This window comes from Candidatus Nitronauta litoralis (genome assembly GCA_015698285.1).
Lineage (GTDB): Bacteria > Nitrospinota > Nitrospinia > Nitrospinales > Nitrospinaceae > Nitronauta > Nitronauta litoralis.
The window spans coordinates 2,513,798-2,540,090 of sequence record CP048685.1 but is presented as its reverse complement, the minus strand read 5'-3'; the positions used below and the strand labels follow the sequence as shown (position 1 = coordinate 2,540,090).

Below are 26,293 nucleotides of genomic sequence, written 5' to 3'. Positions count from 1 at the left end.
TTTCTCCAGCCGGAGCTATTTGACAAATTAAGAATCTACGGAACTTTTCTTTTTCCCAAGCGGGCTTATCCGAGCCGCGCCAGATATTCTTCTATCAGTTTTTGCCGGTCCATGTTTGCAACAATCAGACTTTTGCGAATGGCAAGATCGTCCCAAGCCGGTTGGAAACCTACTTCCCGTTTTACCTTTTCCTTATTCTGGTTTTGAGGCTCCTTGATTTTTTCGCTTAGATGACAATCATCACCCATAAAAATCAAAATAGGACGCTGGCCCGACAATTGCGTTTTGTTTTTCAAATTCACTACATTGATTAAAAATTCAGTGTATTCCTGAGATTGAGGATTCCACGCTTCAATCCCATCAACATCGTATTCTGCAAGAAGAATAGGCCAGAATTGCTCCGGATGGGGAATCACTATTCCTCCCCCTAACATTCTGGTCTCCTCAATAAACTCTTCTATTGCGTAAAAATAATCCGGACTAAAATGTTTTTTGACAATTTTCTTTACCTTCTGGATCAGGAACTGCGCCCTCTTAATCAAGCGGTCATCATAAATTTCCCGTAACTGGTCAAAGTAATTTGCCAGTAATTTATTCTTGATGTGATCTTGAGGGGTTTCCGATTCATGCTCAACCAGTAACCGCTCCAGCTTCCTTGTATAGACTTTTACAAACCGCAACAGGTCATCATCGGCCCCATACATTTTTCCAGCTGCCTGCAGCCGGTGATCAAGATTGGGATCCACAATGGAATGAATCAATTCAAACAACTGGCTGGAGCGATATTTAAGAGTGTGCTTGAGCATCGATTTGAGAACATCGGCTTTTTCAAGCCTGGAATTCTCGAAATGAAGCAGTATTTGAACTTTTCGATTGAATGGCCGCGCAAAACAATCAACCTCTACACCGGTGTATTTCCCATCGTAACTATTCAGAATGTTATGGTTGGTGGGGATTATCAATTCCTGCGATTTATTTGGAAACATCGTACACACTCTTTCCCGAATCATCTCCATGGGAATAAATTCCGGATGCCAGTGCATGGCTACAACTGTGTCTTGCCTTGGAAAGGTGTTTTTTGGTATCCGTATCCGCTCTTCCTGAATCTCATTCAGCTCAACAGTTGTGATGCGACGGTAGGTTTCATAATCCCATTCTGTGAGTTCTTCGGAAAGGATCTGGGGAACCTCCAAGGCGCGAATATTTTGGTCGGCTGATGCCTCTGTTTGAAGGTATTGTATTTCGGATTTGTCTTCTGCGATTTTCATCATTGGCTCCAGGGAAGGGCTTCTAAATACTTGCCGGGTGGGAGGTGGCAACTGTTTAATTTTTACTCTTCCCATTTCACGGATTGAATAAACTTTTGTATATCAATCAATCTCTGGAAAGATAAACCAGGTCTGTTAGATTGAAATTTGGTTTACGTTAGATAGTTTGCAATTGTGAAATTAATAAATGGTAAAAAAGACCTGGTGGATTTTCGTCAAGTCTTTTTTGGCTAACAACAAGGGCAGGATAGCGAATGCTCATTCTATTCTAAAAAAGTCGGTGGGCAACGGCTCTATTTGCTGGATCCTGCCGATAAAAACCCTGTAACACCTGATAAAGTATTGGATGATGGTCTTTCATGGTTTCAGGCTTACTGAAAAAATATTCGGTCGCCACCGCGAAAAACTCCGCTTCATTGGTTGCCGCATAACTGTCCAGGAAAGTAGGCCTGCCCTGTTCCACCTGGTCACATAACTTCAGATATTCTTTGGAACAGACTTCAACCCATCGCTGATATTCCTCAGGAGTTGCCAGGGGTGGAGTACCGTCAGCACTGTCATCGAGCATATCCAGTTTATGAGCGAATTCGTGATAAACAACATTATGGCCGTGTTCCGGATGGCGGGTTTCCCTTTTCACTGCATCCCAGACGAGAATCACCGGACCGCGTCGATGGGCTTCCCCCAGAATTGGCATCGGACCGGATACAGGTGTCGTACGAACTTCGAAAAATCCTATGGAATTTTCGGGAGAAAGAACGGTTGTTGGATAAACATATATAGATTCCACTTTTCGGTAATAGTCATTTGGCAACGCCAGGATCAACAAGCAGGCATGGGCCGCGATAATCACGCGAATCTCATCGGTCATTTCCAGGCCATTGCATCCCACCCAATCCTTTTCAGCAATAAAGACCTGAACAAGGTTCCGTAGGCGCTGTTTTTCTTCAGCATTGAGGTGATGGTAGTTTTGGATGTTACTTTGAATACACCTCTCCCACTCTTCTGGAAAAGAAGCAGACAGTATTTTTTTTCGCTGAGTATTGCGAAGCCATTGCCACATAAAAACCAACCTTAATTAAACTAAATATCGTCAGGATCTCAAAATACTTTGGGTATTTAAAACAGACAATGCAAGGGATCGTTTTATTGTAATCGCCACGTCCTCCGTAACTGAAACAACCATCAAAAGAAATAAATTGGTAGAAAACAAAGCATTTTCCAAAGCATAATTTTTAAGGCCTAAATATTCTTTATACAAATCATCGCCAATGGGAAAACCACAATTTTCCAGGATCATTTTGTATGATGGATCAGAACCCTCCGTGATTGAAAAAAGGAATGTGTTTTCATCGACCACCTGCATGGCTTTACAAATGGACGCAAATTGGCTCTTTGTTAGTGCAAAACCATCTTTGTCATAAAATACCAAAATATGCTCAATAAAATCCTTGGAGAAGGGCTTACTCGAACATAAAGAAAAGTTTTTACTTCACAACCGGAAGCTGAGTCACCTCATCTAACTGGGATCCAGTAGTTTCTTCAATGAGTTGAAGCACACTCGTGTCCATCGCCTCCATTAAAGGACCTGGGTACAAACCAATTCCCAATATCATAATGGCTAATGGAATCAGGGTAGCCAGTTCCCGGTTCGACAAATCCGGGAGAACTTTAGCGGCTTCGGTTTTTGGCTCTCCCAACACCAGCCTCTGGAGCATCCACAACATATAAGAGGCCGCCAATAGAATACCGCCCATGGAAATAAGCACCATGGCAAAACTGACATAGGATGTTCCTACCAGAACTAAAAACTCACCAATAAAATTACAGGTGCCCGGCAACCCAAAGGCGGCGACGGAAAACAAAAAGAAAAACGCCACAAACCTTGGCATGGGCTTATGCAAACCACCGTAGTCCGATATCGCACGACTGTGAGTGCGGTCGTATAATTGTCCCACAGCAATAAACAAGGCGGCAGTTGTGATCCCATGATTAAACATTTGCAATACTGCTCCCTGAATACCCTGGCTATTGAATACAAAAATCCCGAGGGTAACAAACCCCATGTGAGAGACCGAGGAATAGGCTACGAGTTTTTTCAAATCCGATTGCGCCAGCGCGAGATACCCGCCATAGATAATCGCAATGACAGACAACCATAAAATAAAAGGAGCAAAATTCGCTGAAGCCTCCGGAAACATCGGCAGACAAAACCGCAGGAACCCGTATCCTCCCATTTTCAATAACACCCCGGCCAGAATCACACTGCCAGCGGTAGGGGCTTCAGAGTGAGCGTCCGGCAGCCAGGTATGAAAAGGAACCATTGGCATTTTTATGGCAAAGGCCAGGAAGAATGCCAGGAATAACCAGAATTGAGTGCTGGAAGAATAAGTTTGTTCAGACAACACCAACAGGTCGTAGGTATGCCCACCGTTGAGATAAATACCCAATATTCCCACCAGCAGGAGCAGGCTTCCTGTCAGGCTGTACAACACAAATTTAAGCCCGGCGGCAATACGATTGGGACCTCCCCATAGAATGATCATGAAATACATGGGAATCATCGTGACTTCCCAAAGCATGAAAAACAGGAAAAGGTCGAGGGCAGTGAAGACCACGATCATCGCGCCTTCAACCAGCAGGATTAACGACAGGTAGGCTCTTACCCGTGTTGTGATTCCGGTCCAGGAACAAAGAATGCAAAGCGGGCAAAGAAAAGCGGTGAGAAGCACCAGAAGTATGCTGATGCCGTCAACACCAACTGCATACTGAATATTGAACGTGGACATCCACATCACGCGTTCCACGAACTGCATTTCATGCTGGGTGGGGTCAAATCCTCCCCAGAGAATCAGCGAAAGAAAAAACTCCACCAAGGTGATGATAAAAGCTATTCTTCGAATCGATTCAACTTTACGCACAAAAGCCAGAATGACGATTCCTAAAAAAGGAACAGCAATCATCCAACTAATCAGATGATCCATCAACATAGCCATTAAAAATACCCCCTACCTCAAAATGAAGCAAATTCCCGACGACTCAACGGCGCAGGAAAAAATGACATTTGGCGTTTTACAATCAGACCCATTCGTAATTATAGCAATACAAACCGCAAACCTCCTAAACCAGGAAATACAGGAGGCCGGTCATTGCCACCAACCAGAAAATCATTACTAGTAGTTGATGTTGAATGGTGCGGGATTCCATCTCTTGCAGAATTTGTCCCGCATCATTTACCTGCTCCGCCATTTCACCCACATTTTTCTCCAACCAGCGAATATCCACAATCCGCCACAACCGCCCGGCAAACTTTACAGAATAAGACGCAATAAAATGAATGAACCGGTCAATAATGCTGACATCCATTATTCGCCACAGCCATCTGGCAAAATTCACTGAATAGTTAGCTATAGAATGAATGAACCGATCTATTACCTTTATGTCAATCCTCTGCCACATCCAGTGTGCAAATCGAATGGTTGGTTTTATCAGATATACATCATAGATTTCATCAAAATAACCCTTATTCCAAAAAAGAACATAAAAACGATTGCTTTTCCAAATGGATCTGGAAAGCTGATGTTGAGAACGGTTCTGATTCAGGTAAGCATAGGCCCACCCAACTGCAGCGACACCAAGGGAAACCACAAGCCATACTGAAACTCCCTGTTCAACTTCACCGGCACCCAACAAGACTTTTTGAAAAATAAAAACCGGAGCAAGAAAGTTTGCGAACCAATTCCAAAACAGAGTCATTAACCCACCCACCAGAACCAATGCCAGAACCAGACCAGTTAATATGGAGCTATTAAAAAGCTTCGGCCTGGCAAATTGGGCCTCCTGGCCATATTCACCGGAAGCCGGCCAATACGTTTTTGGACCGTGAGCAAAAATCGATGTCACTCCCTTAAATAAATACTGGGACGCCACAAATACCGTGATCAGGCCAATGACTTTGAATCCGAGAGAAGCAGAAGCAAATCCTGTGACTTTCCACAAATTTTCATAGGACCCAGAGAACAACACAAATGGAGGGAGCAGCGCCAGCAACAAGGCCCCGCCATATAAAACCCCCATGCCATCGGAATTGTGATGTTCATGGTCAGCGTGTTCAAGATCCTGCTCCACTGACCTCAACGAATTGCCGGTGGATAGAAAAAAGAAGGCTTTGTAACATCCATGTGCAAGAAGATGGAAAATTGCCACTGCAAACGCGCCTAAACCACATGCCATGACCATGAATCCAATTTGACTGATTGTCGAATAGGCCAAAATCTTTTTGATGTCCGACTGAGTCAGCGAAACTATCCCGGCAAATACTGCGGTTGCAGCTCCGACAATAAAAATAAACGTCATGGCGCAGGGAGAAAGGACAAACAACGGACTCAGTCGCACCAGCAAAAAGGGACCTGCATTCACCATAGTGGCTGCATGAATGAGTGCCGAAACCGGAGTCGGGGCTTCCATCGCGAAGGGCAACCATACATGAAATGGCATTTGTGCTGATTTTCCCATAGCCCCCATAAAGAGGAAAAAGGGAATGACGGTGACGGGATGGATAAAGAGCTCCATTCCCATCCATCCCAGGATATTGATGGTATGGTCCTGCATACCCTCTGCCTGAGCCAGAATAGTCTGGATATCGAGTGTGCCGAAGGTAAAAAAGGTAAGTATGATGCCGAAGCTCAGTCCGATATCTGCAACAGCGTTGACCAGAAAAGCTTTGGTGGCCGCCTTCCCTGCTGATGGCCGCTCGGCTGCATGAGAGATTAACAAATAGGAACAGATCCCCATGACTTCCCAACTGATCAACAACATCAGGAGGTTACCGCTCATGACCAGCAAAATCATTGAAAAAGTAAACAGGGCTATGACGGCGAAAAATCGATTGTAGCGAGGCTCTCCTATCATGTAACGAGAAGAGTAAACATGCACCACTCCACTGACGCCTGTGACAAGGAGCAAAAGCAGAACCGTCAGTTGGTCGACGTACAACGAAATGTCTATGGTTAATGAGCCCGATTGAAAGAGACGATAAAGAGAAACAGAAAATGGACCATTTCCCAACACCTCAACAAAAGCGGCCACGGATAGCGCAAAGGAAAGGCCGATTGCAGGAATCCCGATCCGGTGACCGTTCTCACCCCAGCGTCGCCCACCAGTAAAAAGAAGTATGGAAGCGAGGAGCGGAAGCAAAGGAATGAGGATGAAAATGGCCATGATTTCCCTTAGAGACCTGGTGGCAGAGTCCGGCTCAGCAAGAGCTCAACAATGGGAGCGCTCAATAATCCAAGAATCACAACTGCCGCAGATGTGATACCCAGGGTCAGTTTAAAGGAAAAGGGAATTTCACTCGATGGAATGTCTGATGGAGTTGAGGTTTTTCGGAAAATTCCCTCGAACAGTTTAACGAAATAAGCAAGTGTCAAGAGCGTAGAGAGTAAAACCGCAGCTACCGAAACATAATTGCCCGCATCCAACGCCCCAAGAATGATGTACCACTTTCCAAAAAACCCACCTGTCGGAGGCAGGCCAATCATGCCCATAGCCACAACAATTAACGATCCCGTAAGCCACGGAGCGTGCTTCCCAACACGGCCAATGTCTTCAACAGTTCTGACCCCATATTGACAAAACGCCACGCCTGCTAAAAAGAACAAGGCAGCCTGCATAACAGCATCATTCAGTAAATAAAAAATACCTCCCGCAAAACCCGTTGCGTTGCCCTGGCCGATTCCAATAAGAATAATGCCGATGTGGGAAATCCCTCCATAGGCAAACATCATTTTAATATCCTTCTGAGCCAGAGCCAGACTCGCCCCTATGATCGCCGCCAATGCGCCAAGAACTTCTACCAATAACAAAATCGGAATATTATAAATAACAATTGAAGCGTTAAAGACCCAGTAAATCACCCTGATCCACGCCAAAAGCGCTACTTTAGTGACGAGTGAAGCCAGAATTGGAGAAACGGACTCGGGTGCATAGGAGTAGGCTTCCGGCATCCATGAATGGAATGGAACCAGGGCCATTTTGATTCCCAGACCAATAAACATAAAAAGCAGTCCACCCACCAAAGCTTTAGAACTGAGTAAGGAGGGAATTATGACAGCCAAATCCGACATATTCAGTGTGCCACTCACCGCATAAAGATAACTCACCCCTAAAAGATAAAGGGAGGCACCCAGAGTCCCCAAAACAAGATATCGAAAAGCTGCAAACAGGGCTCTTCCTCCTGCTAAACCAATAAGAGCGTAACTCGAAATAGCAGCAACCTCTAAAAACACGAACAGATTGAATAAGTCCCCGGCAAACACAATACCCGTCATGGCTGAAATCAATAGCAGCACCAACGTATAATAGTGGACGATTCGTCCACCCAGATCCTTCGGGACTGTTGATACCGTAAACACCACCCCCAACAAGCCCAGGGCACTCAATACCACCATGATCACACTTGCTAATCCATCAGCCACCCATTCAATGCCAAAGGGCGCAGCCCACCCGCCAAACACATACCTCATCTCCCCATGTTCAATGACGTATAACAGATTTAAGATCGAGACCAGCACCATTGCAGAAAGAATTGCCATGGAAATTGGCTGACTCCAATGTCGGTGTTTCAGACAAACCACCGGCATGGAGATAGCGGCAAACAATGGGAGGAGGAACAGGACTACGGGAAGTTGGTGAATCATTCTAGTTTTTCGAGGATTTTTTGTTCGTCAAGGCTTCCATATCTTCTATAGATCGCCGCGCACAAGGCTAACCCCACTCCTGTAGTCGCTACACCGACCACAATGGCTGTCAGCGTTAATACATGAGGCAACGGATTCGCGTAACTGGCGGCTTGCACCGGTTCAGTGGTTGACACGAGCACAGGAACCGTAGCGCCCCTCTTCGCACTAATAGATACCAGAAAAAATATCACGCTGGTTTGCACCAGATACATCCCGATGAGTTTCTTCACGAGATTGTATCGGGTGACCATGATATAAAAACCCCAAAGAAATATGATGACGAAAACCAGAAAATTGGGTCGCTGGAAAACTGCGAGAATTGCATCAGCCATTTATGGAATCCTCCATAATCTCTTCAGCAGACAAGCTGAACACAATGGAAACGGCTGTTACCGCTACATCCACGGCCACACCAACTTGCGTGAGCACGATCCCCAAAGACCTTCTGGAAGCCTCTTCAAGCCCTGGAATTTCCAGATTCGCATAATTCAGAAACTCTCCACCTCCAATCATACACAGGCCGCCTACTCCCGCATAGATCAGCATCCCGACCCCATCACCATGTAAAATCTTTTTTGCAATTTGACTCCGGGAAGCATCGTGACCAAATATCAAAACCGACAAGATCATCCCAGTACCCAGAATTACCCCGCCCACAAATCCTCCCCCTGGTCCGTATTGCCCAAAAAACAGAACATACAAGCCAAATATCTGGACGACAGGAACGAGGAACCGTCCTAACGTCTGTACGATAATGCTGTCGTGTGGACGTATCATTAAACATGCCTCCTGAGCAATAAAGCACACGCAATACCCGCAGTAAAAATCACCACGGTTTCGACCATCGTATCAAGCGATCGGTAGTCCATCAGCACCGAAGTCACAACATTCGGGGTGTGGGTATCCTGATAGCTCCGCTCCAGATAAGTCGGCGAGATATGGACACTCGCAGGAGAATTCGGGTCCCCAAATCCAGGAAGGTCATTTGCGGCATAGAGCAAAAGAACTCCCAATAAAGGGAAAACAATTAACGTCGACAAAGTGGGAGGAGGACGTCTAAGCCGAGTGTCTTTGGGAGCGGTGCCGAATAAGGTTAACAGGAAGAGAACTGTTCCCAACCCAGCCCCTACAACTGCTTCCACAAAGGCGACATCAACAGCCCCGAACCATGCCCATACCAACGCAAGGAAAAAGCTATAAGATCCCAGGAGCAGGACGGAACTCATCAAATCCTTGACCATGATTGCTCCTGCGGCGGTAACAAGCAGCAAAAGAAGCAAAAGAATTTCAAATGAAAAAATCAAGGGGTCTCCTTTTTCCAGGGTTTCAGACCAGACCGGAGGGCTGCGCGAACCGTGGCATGTGCGATGACCGGGTTTTGAATATAGAGCAAGGCCAACACCACTAGAATTTTTAACGTATTTTTATCCAATCCTTCGTGCATGGCGATTCCAGCTAACATCAAAAAGGCTCCCAAAGAGTCTGTCAGTGATACGGCATGGGCACGACTGAAAACATCAGGCAATCGAATCACGCCAATCGCAGCCACAACCAGAAAAAACAACCCCACTGATAAGAATATTACGGAAAGCGTATCCATGTTATGGGAGCCCCTTTTGTTCCAGATATTTCGCCACCGCAAGTGCTCCAACCAAATTTAGCAGAGCATATCCAGTCGAAATATCAATAAACATATCTTCCCGTTCAAAATAAACGCCAATGACAATAAGCAAAATTATCGCCTTGGTGGAAATACCATTTAGTCCCAACACGCGATCAAAAATTGTAGGCCCCTGCAGGACGCGGTACAAATACGCACCAATAAGGAAAGCCAGCAACACTAAAACGAAGAAAAGGAAAGCTGTCATAAATCAGGCTTTTCATCCTTAAAAATGTCGGCGATTTTTAATTCAATCTCCTTATTCACCACGTCTTCACCTAAGACCTTATCCATCGCGTGAACAATCAACTTATTACGATCGACCTCGGCTGTAATCGTTCCCGGGGTTAACGTTATGGAATTTCCAAGAAGAACAACCGCTGCGTGGTGATTCAGTTTTGATTCCACAGAAATCAAATGAGGAGAAATAGGGAGTTCTGGATGCAAAATAAGCTTGGATAAATGAACACTGCTCTGGACGATTTTATAAAAAAGCCAGGGAACATAAAGGAAAATTCTAAGCCACAAACGAAACTTTGGAACAAAAGGTGAGTGTCCAGAGTTAAGCCATGCCACAACAAAGGAAAAGAAAAGCCCCAAAGCAAGATGAACCCATTCAAAGCTGGCAGATAATAAAATCCAAAATACGAACAGGGTCATTGCTTTAAAAAACAGGAACTCAGATGATATTGGCCTGGATCGATTTACCATGAAATTGCCCGATACGAGTTTAACGGCAGAGTATCAGTGTTATTGGTGTTTACCTAAGAAAACCAACCGGATATTTTTTATAAAACTTCTGCATTCCTTTAAAAACCCGGCACCCTCATCCTCAATCAAAAACCAGCTCACGGAGCATGAAGTATTTCCCATGTTGCGTTCGGATTATACCGATGAAATTCAAACTTATGAGGATCAAGGGCCACAAGATTAAGCCATTGATTATGAAACAACTGCTGAAGGATCGTGTGTTTTTGAATGATCGATGAAATAACACTGGGGGTATGCTCAATAACAGCCAGCAGACGCATGGGTTCATGATAGTGAATGTCCCCGTTGTTGACAGTTTGCAGGGGAAACCCCATTTGCAAATCACTTTGGGTTCCCAGCATCATACCAACACCACCAACGACATTGTGCAATACCTTGCTCCCACTTCCATACGCCCATGGATCGACTGCAGAGAAATAATAACCGGTATTAATCCACTCGCCGACAATTAATGGCGCGGTCATGATTTTTTCGAGGATTGCCCCTTCCGGGTCCGCAATAGGATCATAAGAGTGCAGAAAAACCCTGCCCCCCAGATCCATTCCTTTAGTCAGTCTTCGTCTGGCAATCAGGAATGCTCCATTGCCCGCCAACCCCCATTCTGGCCGGGTATTCGCCCAATCACAACTGCGTTCATCTACATGAGCAAAAGCCTGCTCTGAAGAAATATCGGCTGGAGCACCGGGAATACGATGGCACCGTTCCAGGGCCTGCTCTGCACCCGCTTGTTCGAGATCCTTATTCAACGCCTGCAAATCTTCCTTATGCGATTCCGGCAATTCCTCCAGATCATAAAATTCAACCCGATCAGTAGTCGTGTTGTGTTTTCCTGGAAGAAACCAGGTGTCATCGGGAATCGGCAATCCATTTTCCTTCAGAATGCTACGAACTTCGGGTTCATTTGCCATCGCAGCAAAAACCCGCGCATTGGCATCGCCCGGTTTTCCACCACAAGCTCCGCAATCCAATGCACCATAATAAGGGTTGTTATCTGTCTCACTCCCATGTCCGCAGAGGCATACCAACCGCGCAAAGTTTTTGGTGAGCCCCATAGCACGCAAACCGTTTTCGATAAATGTCGCTCTTTCCGAAAGAGAAAACCCAAGAGAAAGCCCATCAGGGATCTCTTCCCCATTCACCTCTCCAATTCCAGGGTTTTCCGGATCGGCAGGTTTGGCAATCGAAACCCGGGTTGGAACCTTACAGGTCAGCCCTCTCCGAACAATAGAGATCATGGAACGAAAAGTTTTTTGGAATAAAGTTTTGCCCACCAATCCCAGACTGAAGAAAAACCCCAATACATCAATCACCATCATCGATCCAATAGGGTGATGCTTCATGTCGTGAAAAAGATGATGCCCCATTTGGCTCCAGCGGGTTCCTGAAGAATATTTCCCTAACGCCGCTCCTTCTCCCGACCGGGGGGTTTCCCTCACGGCATGGCCAGGGGTCAACAACACCGGGCATAATAAGGAGCGTTGGGCACTATCAAAAGGCTGATGGTTAATGGGAACGCCAAAAAACCCGGCAAATCCAAAAGTCTCATAAGGACCTTGAGCCTCAATATGACGACGAAATGATTCAGACCTCACATCGATACAAAAAACCAGTTGTGCATTGGGACGAGTTTCCTTTTCTGGCGCCATTCCGCGATGTTCGGAAATTTTTCTCAGTACATTATCTCGAAAAGAATCTTCGTACGCTTCAATCCAAACCCGCCCATGTTGATCAGCAGGAAACTGATCCAGCCATTCCAGTAGAACCTGCGCATCGTCAGGCGAAAGCTCTGAGACTTCTTTCGGAGACAACTCAAGAAACTGTGCCAAATGGAATAATCGCCAGGCATGTTTACACTTTATCTGTTTGATTGGGTCTCCAGACAACCTAACATGCCCAATTCGTTGACCGTATTCTTCAGATCGGTCGTTCCAATAGGTTGTCAGGCTGGGAACCGTTGCGTCAATTCCCCATTCCTGTTGGCACTTAACCTTCGCCAACTCCACCTCGTAAAACAGACGCACGGCCAGATATTGTGTTGCATCAATAGGATGTTTTTGTTGAGCATGGTATGCAGGATGTTCCCCAAGCCATCTAATGTATCGCGTCCAGCCTGGCAACAATGACAGTTGCCGCGAAAGATAATCTTTCCATTGTTCCCGGGGAATTTCGAGTTGTTGCAAACTGGAATGGATGGCATCTTCTGGTGTTGAGGGAAGGTTATGAACTTTTTGGGAAAAACCTGTTATCCCAAGCAGCTGTCCCGAAAAGTCTTTCTCTGCCAGATCCCTCCAGGCCTGATAAAAACCCTCTTCCCGGCCTGGCATTTTCCAGCCGGCCAAACCTTCGTCAAGAAACGCAGTCAACCATTTAATGAGCTGATCATTGACTTGTTCAACCAACCCACCCTCAGTTAATTCATCAATCCAATCACTGAGAGTCCGCTGAAGCGGCAGAGAAATAATCGCAGCCTTTTGTGAGCCTTTTGATTTTGCGGAAGAAGTTATAAAACCTGGTTTACCCAGGGCGGCCACCACATTTTTCCACAAATGGGTCAGGTAAGCCCATTTTGGATGATCCCGATACTGTTGGAACTCGTTGATGGTTCGATCAATTATTTTTTTCAGGGATTCCTGTGGGAGGTCCTGCCGGAACTGCTGTAAAGCTCCGCCACCACTAAACTCCCACTCCAGGAGGGGCAGGGGTAATTCTTCGAAGCCAAAAAGAATATGCAATCGCCAGACATCTTTGGGAGTAATTTTTCGATTTCCAACATCAATAGAAATTTGTTTGTCTTGTTGAGGCCCAACCCGGGAAAAAGCCCGTTCAAAACTTTCTTTTGTGATACGGCCCTTTTGATAGAACTGACGGTATTCCTCATTTGCAAGATATCCATTTCCTCCAAGGAGATCTTTACCTTTTCTAACAGCCTCATCAAACGGCAGATATTCCAATCCATGAATCGGATTCTGCGCAACCATAGTTCGCATGGGCCAAAACGGTGCAATGGGCTCACTGGCGTTTAATACAGTTTGTCGAACCTGATCACGGTCTTCCGGTGCGAGCGGCTTCACTGAAATCGTCTTCATAAATAGAGCGACCTATTCTTCTCTCAGAAACAAAGAAAAGCCGGTCGCCTCTCCACATCTTCAATAAAATGGTTAACCACACGGTCGGCTTGAGCCAGAGTTGATTTTACCAACTGAACCGGCCAAACACCGCACTGTTTTTGTCAAACAGTGAATCCCACCCACTATTTACCCACTTCCTTTAAATGAAAATAAAAGGAAGAAAAAACGGGTTTTGAACCACAAAAAAACAGTACCTTTTATTATTTATATCAAGATTTTCAGGCAGGTCAAGTGATGTTTAATGTATTCCCAAAGAGGTCGAATTGATGGGATTCCTCAAGGAAAATTGTCGTCAACCACTTTGGATATTTTTATCAGGAATAAAACTTCGCGCCCTATCAACATATCAATATTCAACCAAGTTCTACTGAATCTATTTAGACTGCATCGTATACACGCCATCCCAATCATCAGGAAGGATGTTACCTTTATCGCTTCCTCGCCGGCCTCTTTTTTGAATTTGCTGGTATAACTGGCATCTTTTAATAAAGGTAGCGGATGGGCCATCCCCATTTTTGATCTCAATACATTCCTCAAACCTACCGATGGCTTCCTGCCACTGCTTTTTTCGGTACAGGCTTAAAGCCTCCGCATAAACTGTAAATGCATCCTGCAATACAGAATCCAGCTTGCTCTTTTCGCACAGGACTTCGTAAATCGCGACAGGCTGATCTTTACCGAAAACACGAATACGATCCAGCTCGCGACATTCCAGAATTCCTTTTACAAAATCATAGGTAAACCCGCTGATCAAAATTGTGGACTCATAAACCTTGTTAACCCCTTCCAGCCTGGACGCCAAATTGACACTGTCTCCCATGATGGTGTAATCCATCCGATGGGCACTGCCCATATTTCCGACAACCATGGGTCCCGTATTGATCCCTATTCGCATATGTAATTCAGGCCGTTCCTCTTCCTTCCATTTTTCGCGCATCTCAGCAAGACGGTTTTGCATTCTCAACGCCGCAAGGCAGGCTTTGGCCGCATGGTCCTCGTAAGGAAGGGGTGCGCCAAAAAAGGCGACAATTGAATCTCCCTCAAATTTATCAACCGTTCCTTTATGGGTCATTAGAATATCGGTCATTTCCGTTAGAAATTCGTTTAACAACTCCACCAGTTGCTTCGGGGTCAGCGATTCGGCAATAGAAGAAAATCCTTTTACGTCGGTGAAAAATGCTGTGAGTATCCTTCGGTCTCCACCAAGCTTCAGGAGATTTGGATTGTCGACCACCTGTTGAACCACTTCTGGTGCAAGATACTGGCTGAAGGCATCCTGAACGAAACGTTTCTTTCGTTCCTCGAATGCAAACCGATAAATGGTCACTCCTGTATAGACAAACAACTGGGTGAACACCGGGTAAACGGTATGAATCAACAGTCCTTTTTCTTTTAAAAGGAAAAAGTCCAGCCCCAGAAACATACCAATACCCATCAGGGCTAAAACACCTGACGCAATCGCTTTGAAAAAGTGGGAAATAATACCGAGAATGATTCCGGAGGCCAGCATTATAGATATATCCAGAAGGCCAATCCAGGGAGGTCGCTGGATATAATCATTTTGAAGTATGTTTTCTATAACTGTCGCGTGGGCTTCAACACCGGGATACAGTGGATCAAAAGGAGTGATTTTGGTGTCATAAGTAGCCGCAGCTGTGGCACCCAGTAATATTATTTTCCCTTTTAATTCTTTTTCAGGCACTCGCCCTGCAAGCACATCAGTCGCTGAAATATGGCGAAAAGTATAAGACGGACCATAGTAATTAACAAAATATTCTCCAAATTCTGTTGTCGGTATTTCGACCTTGTTAAAAGTCACCTTATCGACTCCATACGGAACAATATTGACCATCAATGGAGTTTTTTGAGCCTCCTGCAACACCTGCAGACTGAGAGGAGGAAACAGGTACTCGCCACCATAACTCATAACAAGAGGAATTCGCCGCACAACACCATCCCTGTCTGGCAGGTAATGGACAAACCCGGCATTATTGGAAGCTTCCATAAATTCAGATAAACTCATGCTCACTTCGTCAATTTCCGGAATTCTGACCTTGTCTTCAGGCTTGTCTGTGCGGTGCACCAGCCCATATTGGGAAAAATCCAACAAATCTAGATGCTTTTGATTCAACCGCTCGGCGTTTGCTTTGCCCTGTTTATTTTTTGGAATGACCAGATAGCCCAATACAGTTCTATCTGATTTAATTATCGACTGGGCAAACAGCCGGTCGGAATCCCCCACTTGTCGAAGCCAGTCGGCTGTTTTTGCACTGTCCCAACCCTGTATTTCCTGCTCCGCCAGAGCCTTGTCGAGGGTTTCGAAAGGAACGTAAACATCTGGTTCTGGGAAAAAGATATCTACCCCGATTACCGCAGCACCGGAGGCTGAAAGCTGATCGATAATTTTTGCATGTTTGGATCGGGGCCAGGGCCAACGACCTTCCTGTTCAAGACTTTTCTCATCAATAGCAACAATGACCACCTGGTCGCTCACATTCCGGATACCCCGGGCGGTCAACTTGACATCATAGGCTTTGAGTTCGAGTAACTTTAAAAAAGGGAGGTCAAACGAATAGATTGAAATGGATACTAGAGTGAGCAGAAAAGCAATAGTGAAATTATTGAGCAAAAAACGTTTCACAATTCATAGCCACCCCGATACCCCGGGGAGGTCCCCCATAACATCATTTATTTTCCGGGAATGATGATACCGCCCGACTCAGGTCAATCACCAGAAATCAGTCTAGCAGTTGGTCTGGGAGTCTTCTATAAAATAATTGAGGAACGTACTTTGAGTGCCTTGCTGAACAAAAGGATTATTTTTCGGAGAAACTTCCACTTCAGCAGGAGTTGAAACTTCAAGAGGAACCACACAACTGGTGGAGCCGTTACAAGTTACGGGGCTACCATCCAGGTTGCCATCCAGGATCAGCTCATTAGCAAATATTGTGATTGAACCACCCGAGGTGATATTGGAATCTGCAGTCACTTCAAAAGTCCCCACACCATCAAGCGTGAAAGAGAAGCTTTGGCCACCCAACAGGACGGGCTGTTCTACGCTGGCCAGAAAATCACCAAGAGTGGAAATATTACCATCCACCAGGATCTTGTCTCCGGCATTCAGAGTGAGGTTGTTAAACTTTGATGAACCCACAAAGGTGATCTGTCCTTTAAAACCTTCAGGAGCCACAGATTGAATGGCGACATTGGCAATGTGCTCTGCGTCTGCACCGTCGACAGTTACCTCTGGTGTATCCAAAGTCGAATCGCCAATCCTCAGTTCATTAGCGGAAATATTAGCAAGCTCATCGTTGTCCACCGTCAGGTCCCCGGCGGCATTTCCAAGACCAATAGTCTTAGATTGTTTACTGTTATTGATATGGACGGTCTCACCCGCAACCAGATCACCTGACAAATTGATATCATTTGCACTTAGTAAGATATCATTTCCGGCTGTAATCGTATTCCCATCCTTCACATCAAAGAACCCGGAAGGGAGGAAAGAGTAAAAGTCATTTACCGCACTGACATTTGCATTTACCACCACGTTTCCAAGTGAAGAGAAGTTGACATTATTTCCGGAAACCGCTGTGTTCACATAGATTCCGCCAAAGGGCAATGCCTGGAGAGTCGAAGAAAAAACTGAAGGCGCATTGACAAAGCGCAAATCACCGGCAGAGCGGAAATCGGTTATTGCCTGATTGGATGTGTGGGGTGCTTGCAACCCTGAAACATAAACATCGTCATTGAATCCGTTTCCAATAACCATTGATTGGCCGCTCGGTGCGTGAACGTTCTGAAGTTCAGTACCACTCAAGGTCAAACCACAAGGACCGTCGCAGATGTTGGATACCTCCCCTGTTCCGGCATCACCATCCACACCGATGGTTCCATTGTCTCGTGGTGTAACATAAACCCTGTTTGTAGAATGAAGCTGTCCCTGAATATCGACATCATCCGCAACAATCCCCAGGTCGCCTCCCCCTACATTCACAATGGCTCCCGATGCAATGTTCACATTGCCTACGCCATTGGTATCAGAATCGGCTGTCATTGTAAGGTTCAAAAGGTCGCCATCACCTGTTGCGCTATCAAAGATATCTGCATTGACATTGATATCGTTGTTGGCATACAGAAGTAGAGACCCGTTATTGGCTCCATCAAAGTCTATATCGCCATCTATATTTAGTGCTTCCGATGGCGGGTTTTCACTAATGACGTCACCACTTGCAGGGGCCTGAACTGTTTTCTCTTTATGAGAAAGGACAATAACGTCAACGCCATCACTCAACGCACCTGCAATCAGATCCACCCCAAGCTTGGAAGTTTGGCGAGTTGATTGGAAATTAGGCCCGGAACTGTTATTTGTCGCACCGCCACCCTCGACCAGATCTATGTTCGCAGGACCAATCAACCAGGTCCCTCCATTACCATTTGGTGCCGAGAGGTCAGGTCCTTGTCCCAGCTCCATGAACTGTAAACCTGCAGTTTGAACTGCTCCGCCATCGCCTCCCTGTTGGCCACCGCGCGCACTGATTAATCCGTAAACGCGAGCCTGCCCTTCCGAGGAAATAATAATTCCGCCCCCGTCACCATCGTCTGTAGCGTCTGCTTTAACCGTTACTTCATCACCTATATAGGTCCCTTTTGCAATTTGCAAATCAGGATTTTCGTTTTGAATTATTCCACCGACCAGGATTCCACCGCCTCCTGCCTTACCGGATGCGTCAACAACGGCTGTCTGGTCCAGCCCTACAAATTCTCCAAGCATGATTGCAGTACCGCCGGTTTCCCCATCATCATTCCCAGTAACATCAATGGTGCCGGTATTCATTACAATACCCGAAGGACCGCCATGCAAAAACACTTCGCCATTTATCTTTTCAACCGAACGCGCCTGAACCAGGCCTTCGTTATTGATTACATTATTGATCACCTGACCCGCATCCCAGGCTGACATGGCGACCATACCGCCATCGGCTTTAATAGTGCCTGAGTTACGCACGCGGTCATTCAATAAACTTCCCTCGGTGTCTTTTACGTCCCCGGAAACTGCCTGAGTGACGGCAAACCGGATGAGGTCATCACCAACAAAATCCAAAGTCCCCGCTTCCCCGGAAGCCATTACTACCGAGCCCAGGTTAGCCATAATCATTCCCCTGTTTTCCACACCAGGGCCGAACAGACCGACAAATCCTTCTGCTGTAATCCTTCCTTCATTAATAACAGAAGCAAGAGACCGTGTCGGGTCCTGAAAAAACCGGTAGTTGCCATCCAGGAAATCCTGATCAGAGATAGAGAGTGTGGTGGCGATCAGACCATGCACGTCAACAATCGCACCTGCTCCAAACAGCACACCTGACGGATTACTCAGGAACACCTGGCCGTTTGCGGAAAGTCGACCCATGATTTTGCTGGGATCGGTTCCTATGACACGATTAAGAGCGGTTGATGAGGAGTTGGGTTGTTGAAAGGTTACAGACTCTGCTGCACCAATAGAAAAACTCTGCCAGTTGGTAATGATCTGTTGCGTATTCTGCTGGATGGTCATGTTTCCACCAGACGTCTGGATGGATCCGTTTCCAGTGGTAATATTTCCACCAGATGGAAGCGCAGAAACCCAAACAGGGGCTACTGCAAACCATACTGTCCACATTATGATCAACAGGCATTTAGTTTTCATGACCAACCACCTTTTCGTACCAGTCAAAAATTATATCTACCCAAAATGTACTAGTTCATACTACAGGATTCCGCATCGGAATCATCAAAGAATTCATAGAATTCAGTAAAATCCTCCTGAGTTCCCGAGCTATCAGAGCCAAGTTCTACGACTACATCTCCAGACTTCGCTTCGCCTGAAAAACTTGAGGCTGGAAAACCGTTGACAATCCGATTAATAAGTATGCGCTCTCCAGGGAGCAACGGAGCCGGTGTGGTGGGAGGCTTCCCGGCTTCAATAATACTCTTCATCATTATTCCTACATTTACATTTCCAACGACTTGTGGATCGACGTTCCTGGCATTCATTGCCCCTGCCTGATTAGCAAGAAGCGTTCGACCCGATGTGGCACTGAAAAAACCTTTGGTACCCCGGGCTGCCAGAATCGCCGTTGGTGTCTTGATCTCAAACTTGGAGTCAGGGTTAATCGACTCTTTATTGATAATGTACATAGACAACCCATGCGCGATATTGACTACACTTTGTCGCAATTTGTTATCGGGCTGGAACAGGTATTTTTCCAGAGTGATTTCTGTTTTGGGTCCCATAGCGAACAAACTTTTGTCTTTAAATAGAATTTTCAACCGGCTCTTTCGGGAGGTGCGGATTCGATCGTTGACATGAATCTCCTGTTTCGGTTGAACTTTTTGCCAGGGACCAAAAGAAACCGGTTTTACCTGCCCGGCTGTGTTAGCTGCCGAACCGCCCTGAGGAGATTGAAACTCGACTGTCCCCCGGATTGAAATAATACGACCCAACACATCTTCCTGGGCCTCAACCCATTGGCCGAAAAATAAAGTGCCTATTAGGGCGATAAAAAATACACCCGGCTTTTTAAAACGAAGAAAAAATGAGTTTTGAATTGTTGAATTCATGCCCGCATGCTCAAGCTAAAAATTCAGCCTGCCTCCAATATGAATTATTCCCAGACTCCCGTCTGATGGATTTTGGTCACCCAGAACCGGGAGTCCATAAGTCAGTGAAAAATCTGCTCCCGGCAAATGACCCTTTCCCTTGGGCACCGACAACCGGATACCGCCTCCTGCGCTGGTAAGAGAAGTGTTTCTTTCCCCCGATTGAGGGTCTTCTATAAATATACGACCGTGGTCGATAAACGCGAATAGTGAAAACAGATCTTTAAAAGTATACACGGGGTTTGTAGTAACGGGAATGTTTATCGGGAGTGGAATTACATATTCAACCGAGGCCAGGTAACCCTTGTCACCCGAAGCATCGGCAAGTGGGTACCCCCTTACCGTTCCAACTCCGCCTAATACAAACTGATCTGGCGAGAGAACGCGCTCGTGGGTGATTTGACCACTGAATTTCATCGTCAAATAACTGTCGAAAAAAAATGCTGATTGATACCGGGTAACGCTAAGGGAGGTGATGATTTCATTGCCCTGACCAAGGAATCTGGAATTCAAAGGGTCTGTTGCATCTGTCTCTGTATAACCAAATTGCATGCGGCCCTGCACAAAAGTTTGCGCCTTCAGCGAGTCTCTAAACTCCAACCCCGCAAACAGGTGAACATTAAAAAGGTCGTCACTGGTTGTAATAATATTCTGAATGGAGTTTTCAAAGAAACGAAAGTCCAGCCCTCCTCCCACATAAATTGTCCTCATTCGACTGCGGTACAGTGTCTGTAGAATGTCTGTAGTGAAAAGGTGTGAGCTTCCTCCAGCATTCAGCACAGACAGGGCTCCGCCCAGTTGATGGTCAGAATATATATAAGACAACTCCAGGCTGGCACCGTTATCATTCAGCGGCATCATGTAACTGGGACTGACAAAATCCTGTCCCAGTCCTGTACGGAGAGCGCGCAACTTGAACATATCCCCAAATGTAAACAGACTTCCAGTTGCCGCTGTAATTCCCACACGGTTTTGGCCGGTGAAAACAGAACCGAAGTTATCTGCATCCAGGGAAAACCTGAAGGGCAAAGATTCCTTAACTTCAATTACCAAATCTGATGTACCGAATTCTTTACCCGGTCGCAAAACAGAAGAAACTCTGAGACCGATCAGATCGTTTAATTCCAGAATAGGACGTTCGAGATCCTTTTCTTTTAAGTCGGGTCGACCCAACAACGGTTTAAATCGCTCCCTTATCAGACTGGCTAAAAATCGCTGGTTACCTGTTACCTCTATCCGGCCAAGTCGACCTTCCACTACCTGGAAAGTAACAACACCATCCTGAATCTTTTGCGCAGGGATATAAGTGCGGGCCAGAATGTATCCTTTTCTAAAATATAGAGCAGTGATTTCCTGACCGATGAGGTCAAGAATACCCAGAGTCACTTCCAACCCTTCATCGAGGGCAATGATAGGAGCCAGTTCTTCATATTTAACCAGACGGTTCCCCTCCACCTGGATGTGTCTGACAAAAAAGGAAGGTCCTGTACCAGGGTCCTTGAGTTTTCGACTATCTTGGATTTTTATTTCAGGAATTACTGTTGGAGGACGACCCCGTTCGGGCCGGGTATTTTCCAGAGACTTTTGAATAATTCCGGATTCTCCCGCAGGAGGAATGATATTTTGTTGTGCATGAACAATGGATTGGAGGAACAAGGTGATTAAAAGCGCTTGAAAAAAAAAGCCCCCCTTAAATTTTCCATCTAAAAGATACGAAAACATTCAAATCCCAAAGGTATCGTCATAATTCAGTTAATGACCCAATCATCCTGCAGTGAATCAATGGCATTAATCAGGCAATCTACCGCACTTCCTCGGGTATCGACCATTTGGATATAAAAATCAATAATTGATACTTATCCCCGGACCCTATCTGCCTTGTTTTGGATGTGGAAAATTATACCATTTTTTACTGGTTAGAGAGCCCGTTCTCCAATAAAAACAATGGAGTAGTTCACTAAAAAGGACTCCGATCGGATGAAAACCCTTTCAAAAGGCACTTTAATAACCCATATACGCGTCACCCACAAAAATAAAAAACTTAGATTTACACTTCCCTCAATCTTCAAACCCCCTCCTATCCGTCCTTCCTGCATATCCTTTATGCTATAGTTTTTCTCTAAACAAAACCTTAGTTTTGCTTATCCAATTTTACGACGAGGGGTCTGTTCGGATAAACCAAATCCCTTTAACTGAAAATAAATTTTGAAACTGCGGGGCAGCAATGCCGCGTATAATAGTTCTGATTTTATTTTCCGTCAGTTTGATTTTGTTCCAACCTGAAAATTTTCACAATACAGTCCCTGCCGAACTAGTGAGCAGCCACCTTAGAACCTCTTCTCCAACGCCTTATTGATTTCAAATTGAATGATCGCAAAATACGTGATTTAAAATACGGGGGAGGGGGGAGGTGCCAGTACATCGATTACCCAACATTAAAAAGCCGAAAAGCTCCAGATTGTACTCTCATATTATTTTTGATAACCTCCCTTCATAAGAATTTGAGAATTATCCACTTATTCGGGCCATCCAGCTTAACCAGATGAAAAAATCATCCTCACCGCTTCTCACAGACAAAACGAAAGCTCTTCTTAAAGAGAAGGGATTGAGCATAACTCAGCCTCGAAAAACTATTCTCGAGTTTCTGCTGGAAAACCACGGTCCTTTTTCTATTGAGGAGATTCACCAGAGGATTGGCGAAAGTGCCTGCGACCTGGCGACGGTATACCGCTGTATGGGACAATTTGAAAAGGAAGAGCTGGTCGAAAAACGTTTTTTAGGAGATGAGACGCTTCGTTATGAATTCAGGGATGAATCTCACCACCATCATCATATTATCTGCCGGAACTGTAAGAATGTAACCCCAATGGATTATTGCCTGATTTCTGAAGTTGAAAAAATGATACAAGACAAGGGTTACACCAATATCACACACAGTCTTGAATTTTTTGGCATTTGCCCTGAATGCAATATTTCTGACTAGTCCCGTCCGTTCAAAGAATATTTTAAGGCACACACTCAAGGATCTTGATTTAAATCCCTCCAGCCATGCACCCTATCCAGGTCTGCTCCCCCTCCACCGCCAAACGAGAAATTCCTTTTTATCTTAGTCTTGTTTCCATATAAGTCCTGAACCTCAATTACTATTTCACCATCCGGCACATTAGCTATTGAAGAGGGGAATTGATACTCCCAGATATGGTCGTCCACCTCAACAAACAGATCTGCAAGGTTAGCCCCTGCGGGACGCCCCGATCCGGGAACAACAAAATTCAGGGTGACGGAAAAGTTCGGATCGAGTTGAGAATAGTAATCGAACGCAGAGAACCGGATACGGGTCATCGCTCCAGAATTCTGCCGGCCCCTTGGAGTTGACAGAAAAAGGGTTGGCCTGAGCTCATCCGCAAAAAAGCCGGATTGCGCAAAATAAGGATCTGCCATGGTGACGGGTGACCCCAGATCAATCCAGCGCGCGATGATCATCTTTTCAGTTTCCGTCAAAGGCGGTACACCCGAACCCGGTGGCGGCATGATGGTTCCCTGATAGTCGATATCTGCCTGTTCGATCTCCTCAACTGTCGTTCCACCATTAGGCAACGTCGAAGGATCGCCTGGTGCCGAAGCTGATGGATGGTCCGCGTTTGTCCACCCATCCAATCTTTGCCCATAGAGTTTCCACATGAGCAGGCTGCGCCGTGACTGGAAGGACCGAATGTACCTGGATTGATTACCCTGGTTCCATCCAAAGGGGTAGGTGAGAGGCGGAAATCCATAAATTCCCTGATAATCGTTTGCTAACCGGTGGTATGTGTTATCGACACCATTCACCAGGAATACATCATCAAGCACTAACCCCGCTTCCGCTGGACCATTGACTGAGTGGCATTGCACACAGGACCGTTCCAGGATCGGTTTTATATTTCGGTAATATTCAAGATCAATCACCGGGGCAGGAATGGGAAACTCAAAACTGTTCCCGTTGCCATCGCTGAAAATAAAAGGTGTGTTGTTAGCCAGATCGGGTATCACATATTCCGGTTTTGCGGCCGCCGTCTGCGAAAAATCCAACGGCTCCTGCGAATGGGCGTGGCATCCGCCGCAGCTTGTGAGAATTTCTCCCGGCCTCACCTGATGCCAGGTCTGGGACATGTTTAAGACCATTCCGTTTTTGTCTATCGTTTGAAAAGTAAACGGAGTGTCGGCAGGAACTTTAGCGAGAAAACTGGTATCCGGGTTTCCTTCCGGATCAAAAATAAGATTACCCTGGGCATCAAATTTTCTTAACGCAATTTCTCCAAGAATCCGCATCCGTTCCGCACCCACACTGATGTAGTTCCGACTGAAGTGCCCAACGTGATTCGGACCGTAACTGATGTGTGAGGTGGGATCTATGGTGACCAGGCGCACTGCAAAAATATCACTATTGTCGTATTTACCCGCATCGGCTCCCTGTCGAATCCAGTTACGAGTTGTCTGGTCAGAGAAAGTATTAAAGGCATCCAGCCCGTCAAAATTCGGATTGCCATTGCCCGGCTTGGTATCACGCTTGTAGAGAGAAGAGGTCCCCACCAAACCGTAGGGAGTGCCTTCGGGTAATTCTGCGGACAAGGTGCCATCGTTTGGTAACCACGGAATCTCTGTCGGTTCATTGACCCCATAAATCTCCTGGTAAGTCTGGACCGCGCGGGGTTGCTGCTCATTATAAGCAGGATCGTTTTTAATCAGTAACATCTCATTGGGATAATTAACCGGACCACCACCGGTAATCACATACAAACCTGCGTCGTAATAAGGCGTGTTGATTGGTCGGTTTTTTTCATTCGCCGGCCCCGGTGTCCAGACCAAAAGCAAATCGTTGTTGGAAGCACCGCTCGGTTGCGTCACTTTACCCGCCCTTACAGAAGAAACTCCATCGATAAAAGGAGAAGCCTCGTCATGCGGCCAGGTAAAGCGGGTCAACGATTCCAGACCATAAGGCATGAACGGATAGCGGTTGTAGGCAAAATCTCCAGTGGGAAACCAACCCATCTGAATATAGGGGTTGTCTTCAGAATTGGGACTGCCAAAACGAACCGCCCCTTGTGGAATCTCTACAGGAAATTTCAGGAGAGTCCCAAATCCATTATTAAACTGACTGTAGTATTCAGTTACAACTATGGAACCATCCGACAATTGAGTTTGAAAGTGAAGGGCCGTATTACTTTGACCTGGAAATGAACTCATCAAGGGAGAGGTGTTGCGTCCATCCGGGTAGATACTGAGCAAAGACCAAAGCCTGACATGCCGAAGCCCCTGGGCTTCATAACTCGAAAACATCACCCTGCCATCCTTGAGGATCGTAGGGTGTAAGGCCCCTCCCAGATTGTGATGCCCGACCTGCGTCACATTCTTTCCATCATCGTCCATAACAAACAATTGCGTGTTGGGGAACAACAAGAGCTTGTTTGGCATAAAAGCATTTCGACTGGAAGTGAAAATAACTTTTCCCCCGGGCAGTGGACACGGTCCCAGATTGTAAATACCATATCCCAGGTAATTCTCATTGCCTGCACCCGAAACCGGGTTGGACGACCAGTTGGCCACGCCTGTATTGGGTGTGAACTCCTGAAAGGTCAGTTGGACGATCTGCCGCGTTTGAAGGTTAATTTTAAAAATATCAGACCCGCTCCGGGCCCCGTCGCGCCGTTCGGTGTTCAGGTCGGTCTGGTCGTGGATTTTTGCGTAATAAACCCATTGACCATCAAAGGAAACATATGGGTCCAGGACCGCGCCATTGCCTCCGGGCACCAGGACTTCTTCCGTTCCGTCCTGATGCAAAAGCATCAGGTCGGTTCCCGGTTCTGCATCTATAGGACTGAACACCTCGGGAATCCGCGTGAGAACAAGGTTTCCTGCACGTGGGGCACGCACGTAAACAATGTCGTAATTAACGGGAAGGGGAGCTGCCAATGCCAGAGATTCACCGGCAATCAATGCAGTAATTAAAAAGATGAGGATCTTGATACCCCATCCGGAAAATGTTGCTGGTTTGAAGAAAATCAGGTTTCTCATGTATAACCCCTTTATAGTTTTTTCTTTACCCTCCACTCA

The 26,293-nt window shown here is 46.0% G+C and carries 19 protein-coding genes; 1 reads left to right on the top strand and 18 read right to left on the bottom strand.

Annotated features, from left to right (window positions below; translation table 11 throughout):
• Positions 1–65 precede the first annotated feature (65 nt).
• The 17 genes from G3M70_11535 to G3M70_11455 form a co-directional block, all read right to left on the bottom strand.
• Positions 66–1,241 carry a hypothetical protein gene (locus G3M70_11535; GenBank protein QPJ63794.1) on the bottom strand — a complete coding sequence of 392 codons (1,176 nt, stop codon included), beginning with the start codon at positions 1,239–1,241 and terminating at the stop codon, positions 66–68.
• Positions 1,242–1,536: 295 nt separating this feature from the next.
• Positions 1,537–2,331 (bottom strand): zinc-dependent peptidase, encoded by a 795-nt coding sequence (locus G3M70_11530; protein ID QPJ62468.1) that lies wholly within the window; start codon positions 2,329–2,331, stop codon positions 1,537–1,539.
• Between the two features lie 30 nt (positions 2,332–2,361).
• A complete protein-coding gene (locus G3M70_11525) occupies positions 2,362–2,700 on the bottom strand; it encodes a hypothetical protein (protein QPJ62467.1) in 339 nt (112 codons plus the stop codon).
• A gap of 55 nt (positions 2,701–2,755) precedes the next feature.
• Positions 2,756–4,264 (bottom strand): NADH-quinone oxidoreductase subunit M, encoded by a 1,509-nt coding sequence (locus G3M70_11520; protein ID QPJ62466.1) that lies wholly within the window; start codon positions 4,262–4,264, stop codon positions 2,756–2,758.
• Positions 4,265–4,388: 124 nt separating this feature from the next.
• Positions 4,389–6,488 (bottom strand): NADH-quinone oxidoreductase subunit L, encoded by a 2,100-nt coding sequence (locus G3M70_11515; protein ID QPJ62465.1) that lies wholly within the window; start codon positions 6,486–6,488, stop codon positions 4,389–4,391.
• An 8-nt stretch (positions 6,489–6,496) separates the two neighbouring features.
• Entirely contained in the window at positions 6,497–7,966 is a 1,470-nt protein-coding gene (locus tag G3M70_11510; GenBank protein ID QPJ62464.1) for a hydrogenase 4 subunit B, read from the bottom strand.
• Positions 7,963–8,340: a cation:proton antiporter subunit C gene (locus G3M70_11505; GenBank protein ID QPJ62463.1), complete on the bottom strand. Its 378-nt coding sequence runs from the start codon at positions 8,338–8,340 to the stop codon at positions 7,963–7,965. The genes G3M70_11510 and G3M70_11505 overlap by 4 nt, the downstream gene beginning before the upstream one ends.
• Complete coding sequence (locus tag G3M70_11500) at positions 8,333–8,785, bottom strand: cation:proton antiporter (GenBank protein ID QPJ62462.1); 453 nt, start codon at positions 8,783–8,785, stop codon at positions 8,333–8,335. Before G3M70_11500 ends, G3M70_11505 begins: the two co-directional genes overlap by 8 nt.
• The gene (locus G3M70_11495; protein ID QPJ62461.1) at positions 8,785–9,312 is read right to left on the bottom strand and encodes a DUF4040 domain-containing protein; all 528 of its coding nucleotides are present in this window, start codon (positions 9,310–9,312) and stop codon (positions 8,785–8,787) included. The genes G3M70_11500 and G3M70_11495 overlap by 1 nt, the downstream gene beginning before the upstream one ends.
• Positions 9,309–9,608, bottom strand: a complete 300-nt coding sequence (locus G3M70_11490) for a cation:proton antiporter (protein QPJ62460.1) — start codon at positions 9,606–9,608, stop codon at positions 9,309–9,311. Before G3M70_11490 ends, G3M70_11495 begins: the two co-directional genes overlap by 4 nt.
• Before the next feature lies 1 nt (position 9,609).
• Entirely contained in the window at positions 9,610–9,876 is a 267-nt protein-coding gene (locus tag G3M70_11485; GenBank protein QPJ62459.1) for a pH regulation protein F, read from the bottom strand.
• Positions 9,873–10,379: a Na+/H+ antiporter subunit E gene (locus tag G3M70_11480; GenBank protein QPJ62458.1), complete on the bottom strand. Its 507-nt coding sequence runs from the start codon at positions 10,377–10,379 to the stop codon at positions 9,873–9,875. Before G3M70_11480 ends, G3M70_11485 begins: the two co-directional genes overlap by 4 nt.
• Before the next feature lie 137 nt (positions 10,380–10,516).
• On the bottom strand, positions 10,517–13,525 hold the full coding sequence (locus G3M70_11475) for a DUF2309 domain-containing protein (GenBank protein ID QPJ62457.1): 3,009 nt from the start codon (positions 13,523–13,525) through the stop codon (positions 10,517–10,519).
• 415 nt (positions 13,526–13,940) lie between these two features.
• Positions 13,941–16,208, bottom strand: a complete 2,268-nt coding sequence (locus G3M70_11470) for an adenylate/guanylate cyclase domain-containing protein (protein QPJ62456.1) — start codon at positions 16,206–16,208, stop codon at positions 13,941–13,943.
• A gap of 102 nt (positions 16,209–16,310) precedes the next feature.
• Positions 16,311–19,250: a filamentous hemagglutinin N-terminal domain-containing protein gene (locus G3M70_11465; protein ID QPJ62455.1), complete on the bottom strand. Its 2,940-nt coding sequence runs from the start codon at positions 19,248–19,250 to the stop codon at positions 16,311–16,313.
• 50 nt (positions 19,251–19,300) lie between these two features.
• Positions 19,301–20,164, bottom strand: coding sequence for a FecR domain-containing protein (locus tag G3M70_11460; GenBank protein QPJ62454.1), 864 nt, complete (start codon positions 20,162–20,164; stop codon positions 19,301–19,303).
• 15 nt (positions 20,165–20,179) lie between these two features.
• A complete protein-coding gene (locus G3M70_11455; GenBank protein QPJ62453.1) occupies positions 20,180–21,925 on the bottom strand; it encodes a ShlB/FhaC/HecB family hemolysin secretion/activation protein in 1,746 nt (581 codons plus the stop codon).
• An 820-nt stretch (positions 21,926–22,745) separates the two neighbouring features.
• On the opposite strand from G3M70_11455, the gene G3M70_11450 reads away from it, so the two are divergent.
• Positions 22,746–23,186, top strand: coding sequence for a transcriptional repressor (locus G3M70_11450; protein QPJ62452.1), 441 nt, complete (start codon positions 22,746–22,748; stop codon positions 23,184–23,186).
• Positions 23,187–23,221: 35 nt separating this feature from the next.
• On the opposite strand, the gene G3M70_11445 is transcribed toward G3M70_11450, so the two are convergent.
• Positions 23,222–26,254, bottom strand: a complete 3,033-nt coding sequence (locus G3M70_11445) for a hypothetical protein (protein QPJ62451.1) — start codon at positions 26,252–26,254, stop codon at positions 23,222–23,224.
• Positions 26,255–26,293 lie beyond the last annotated feature (39 nt).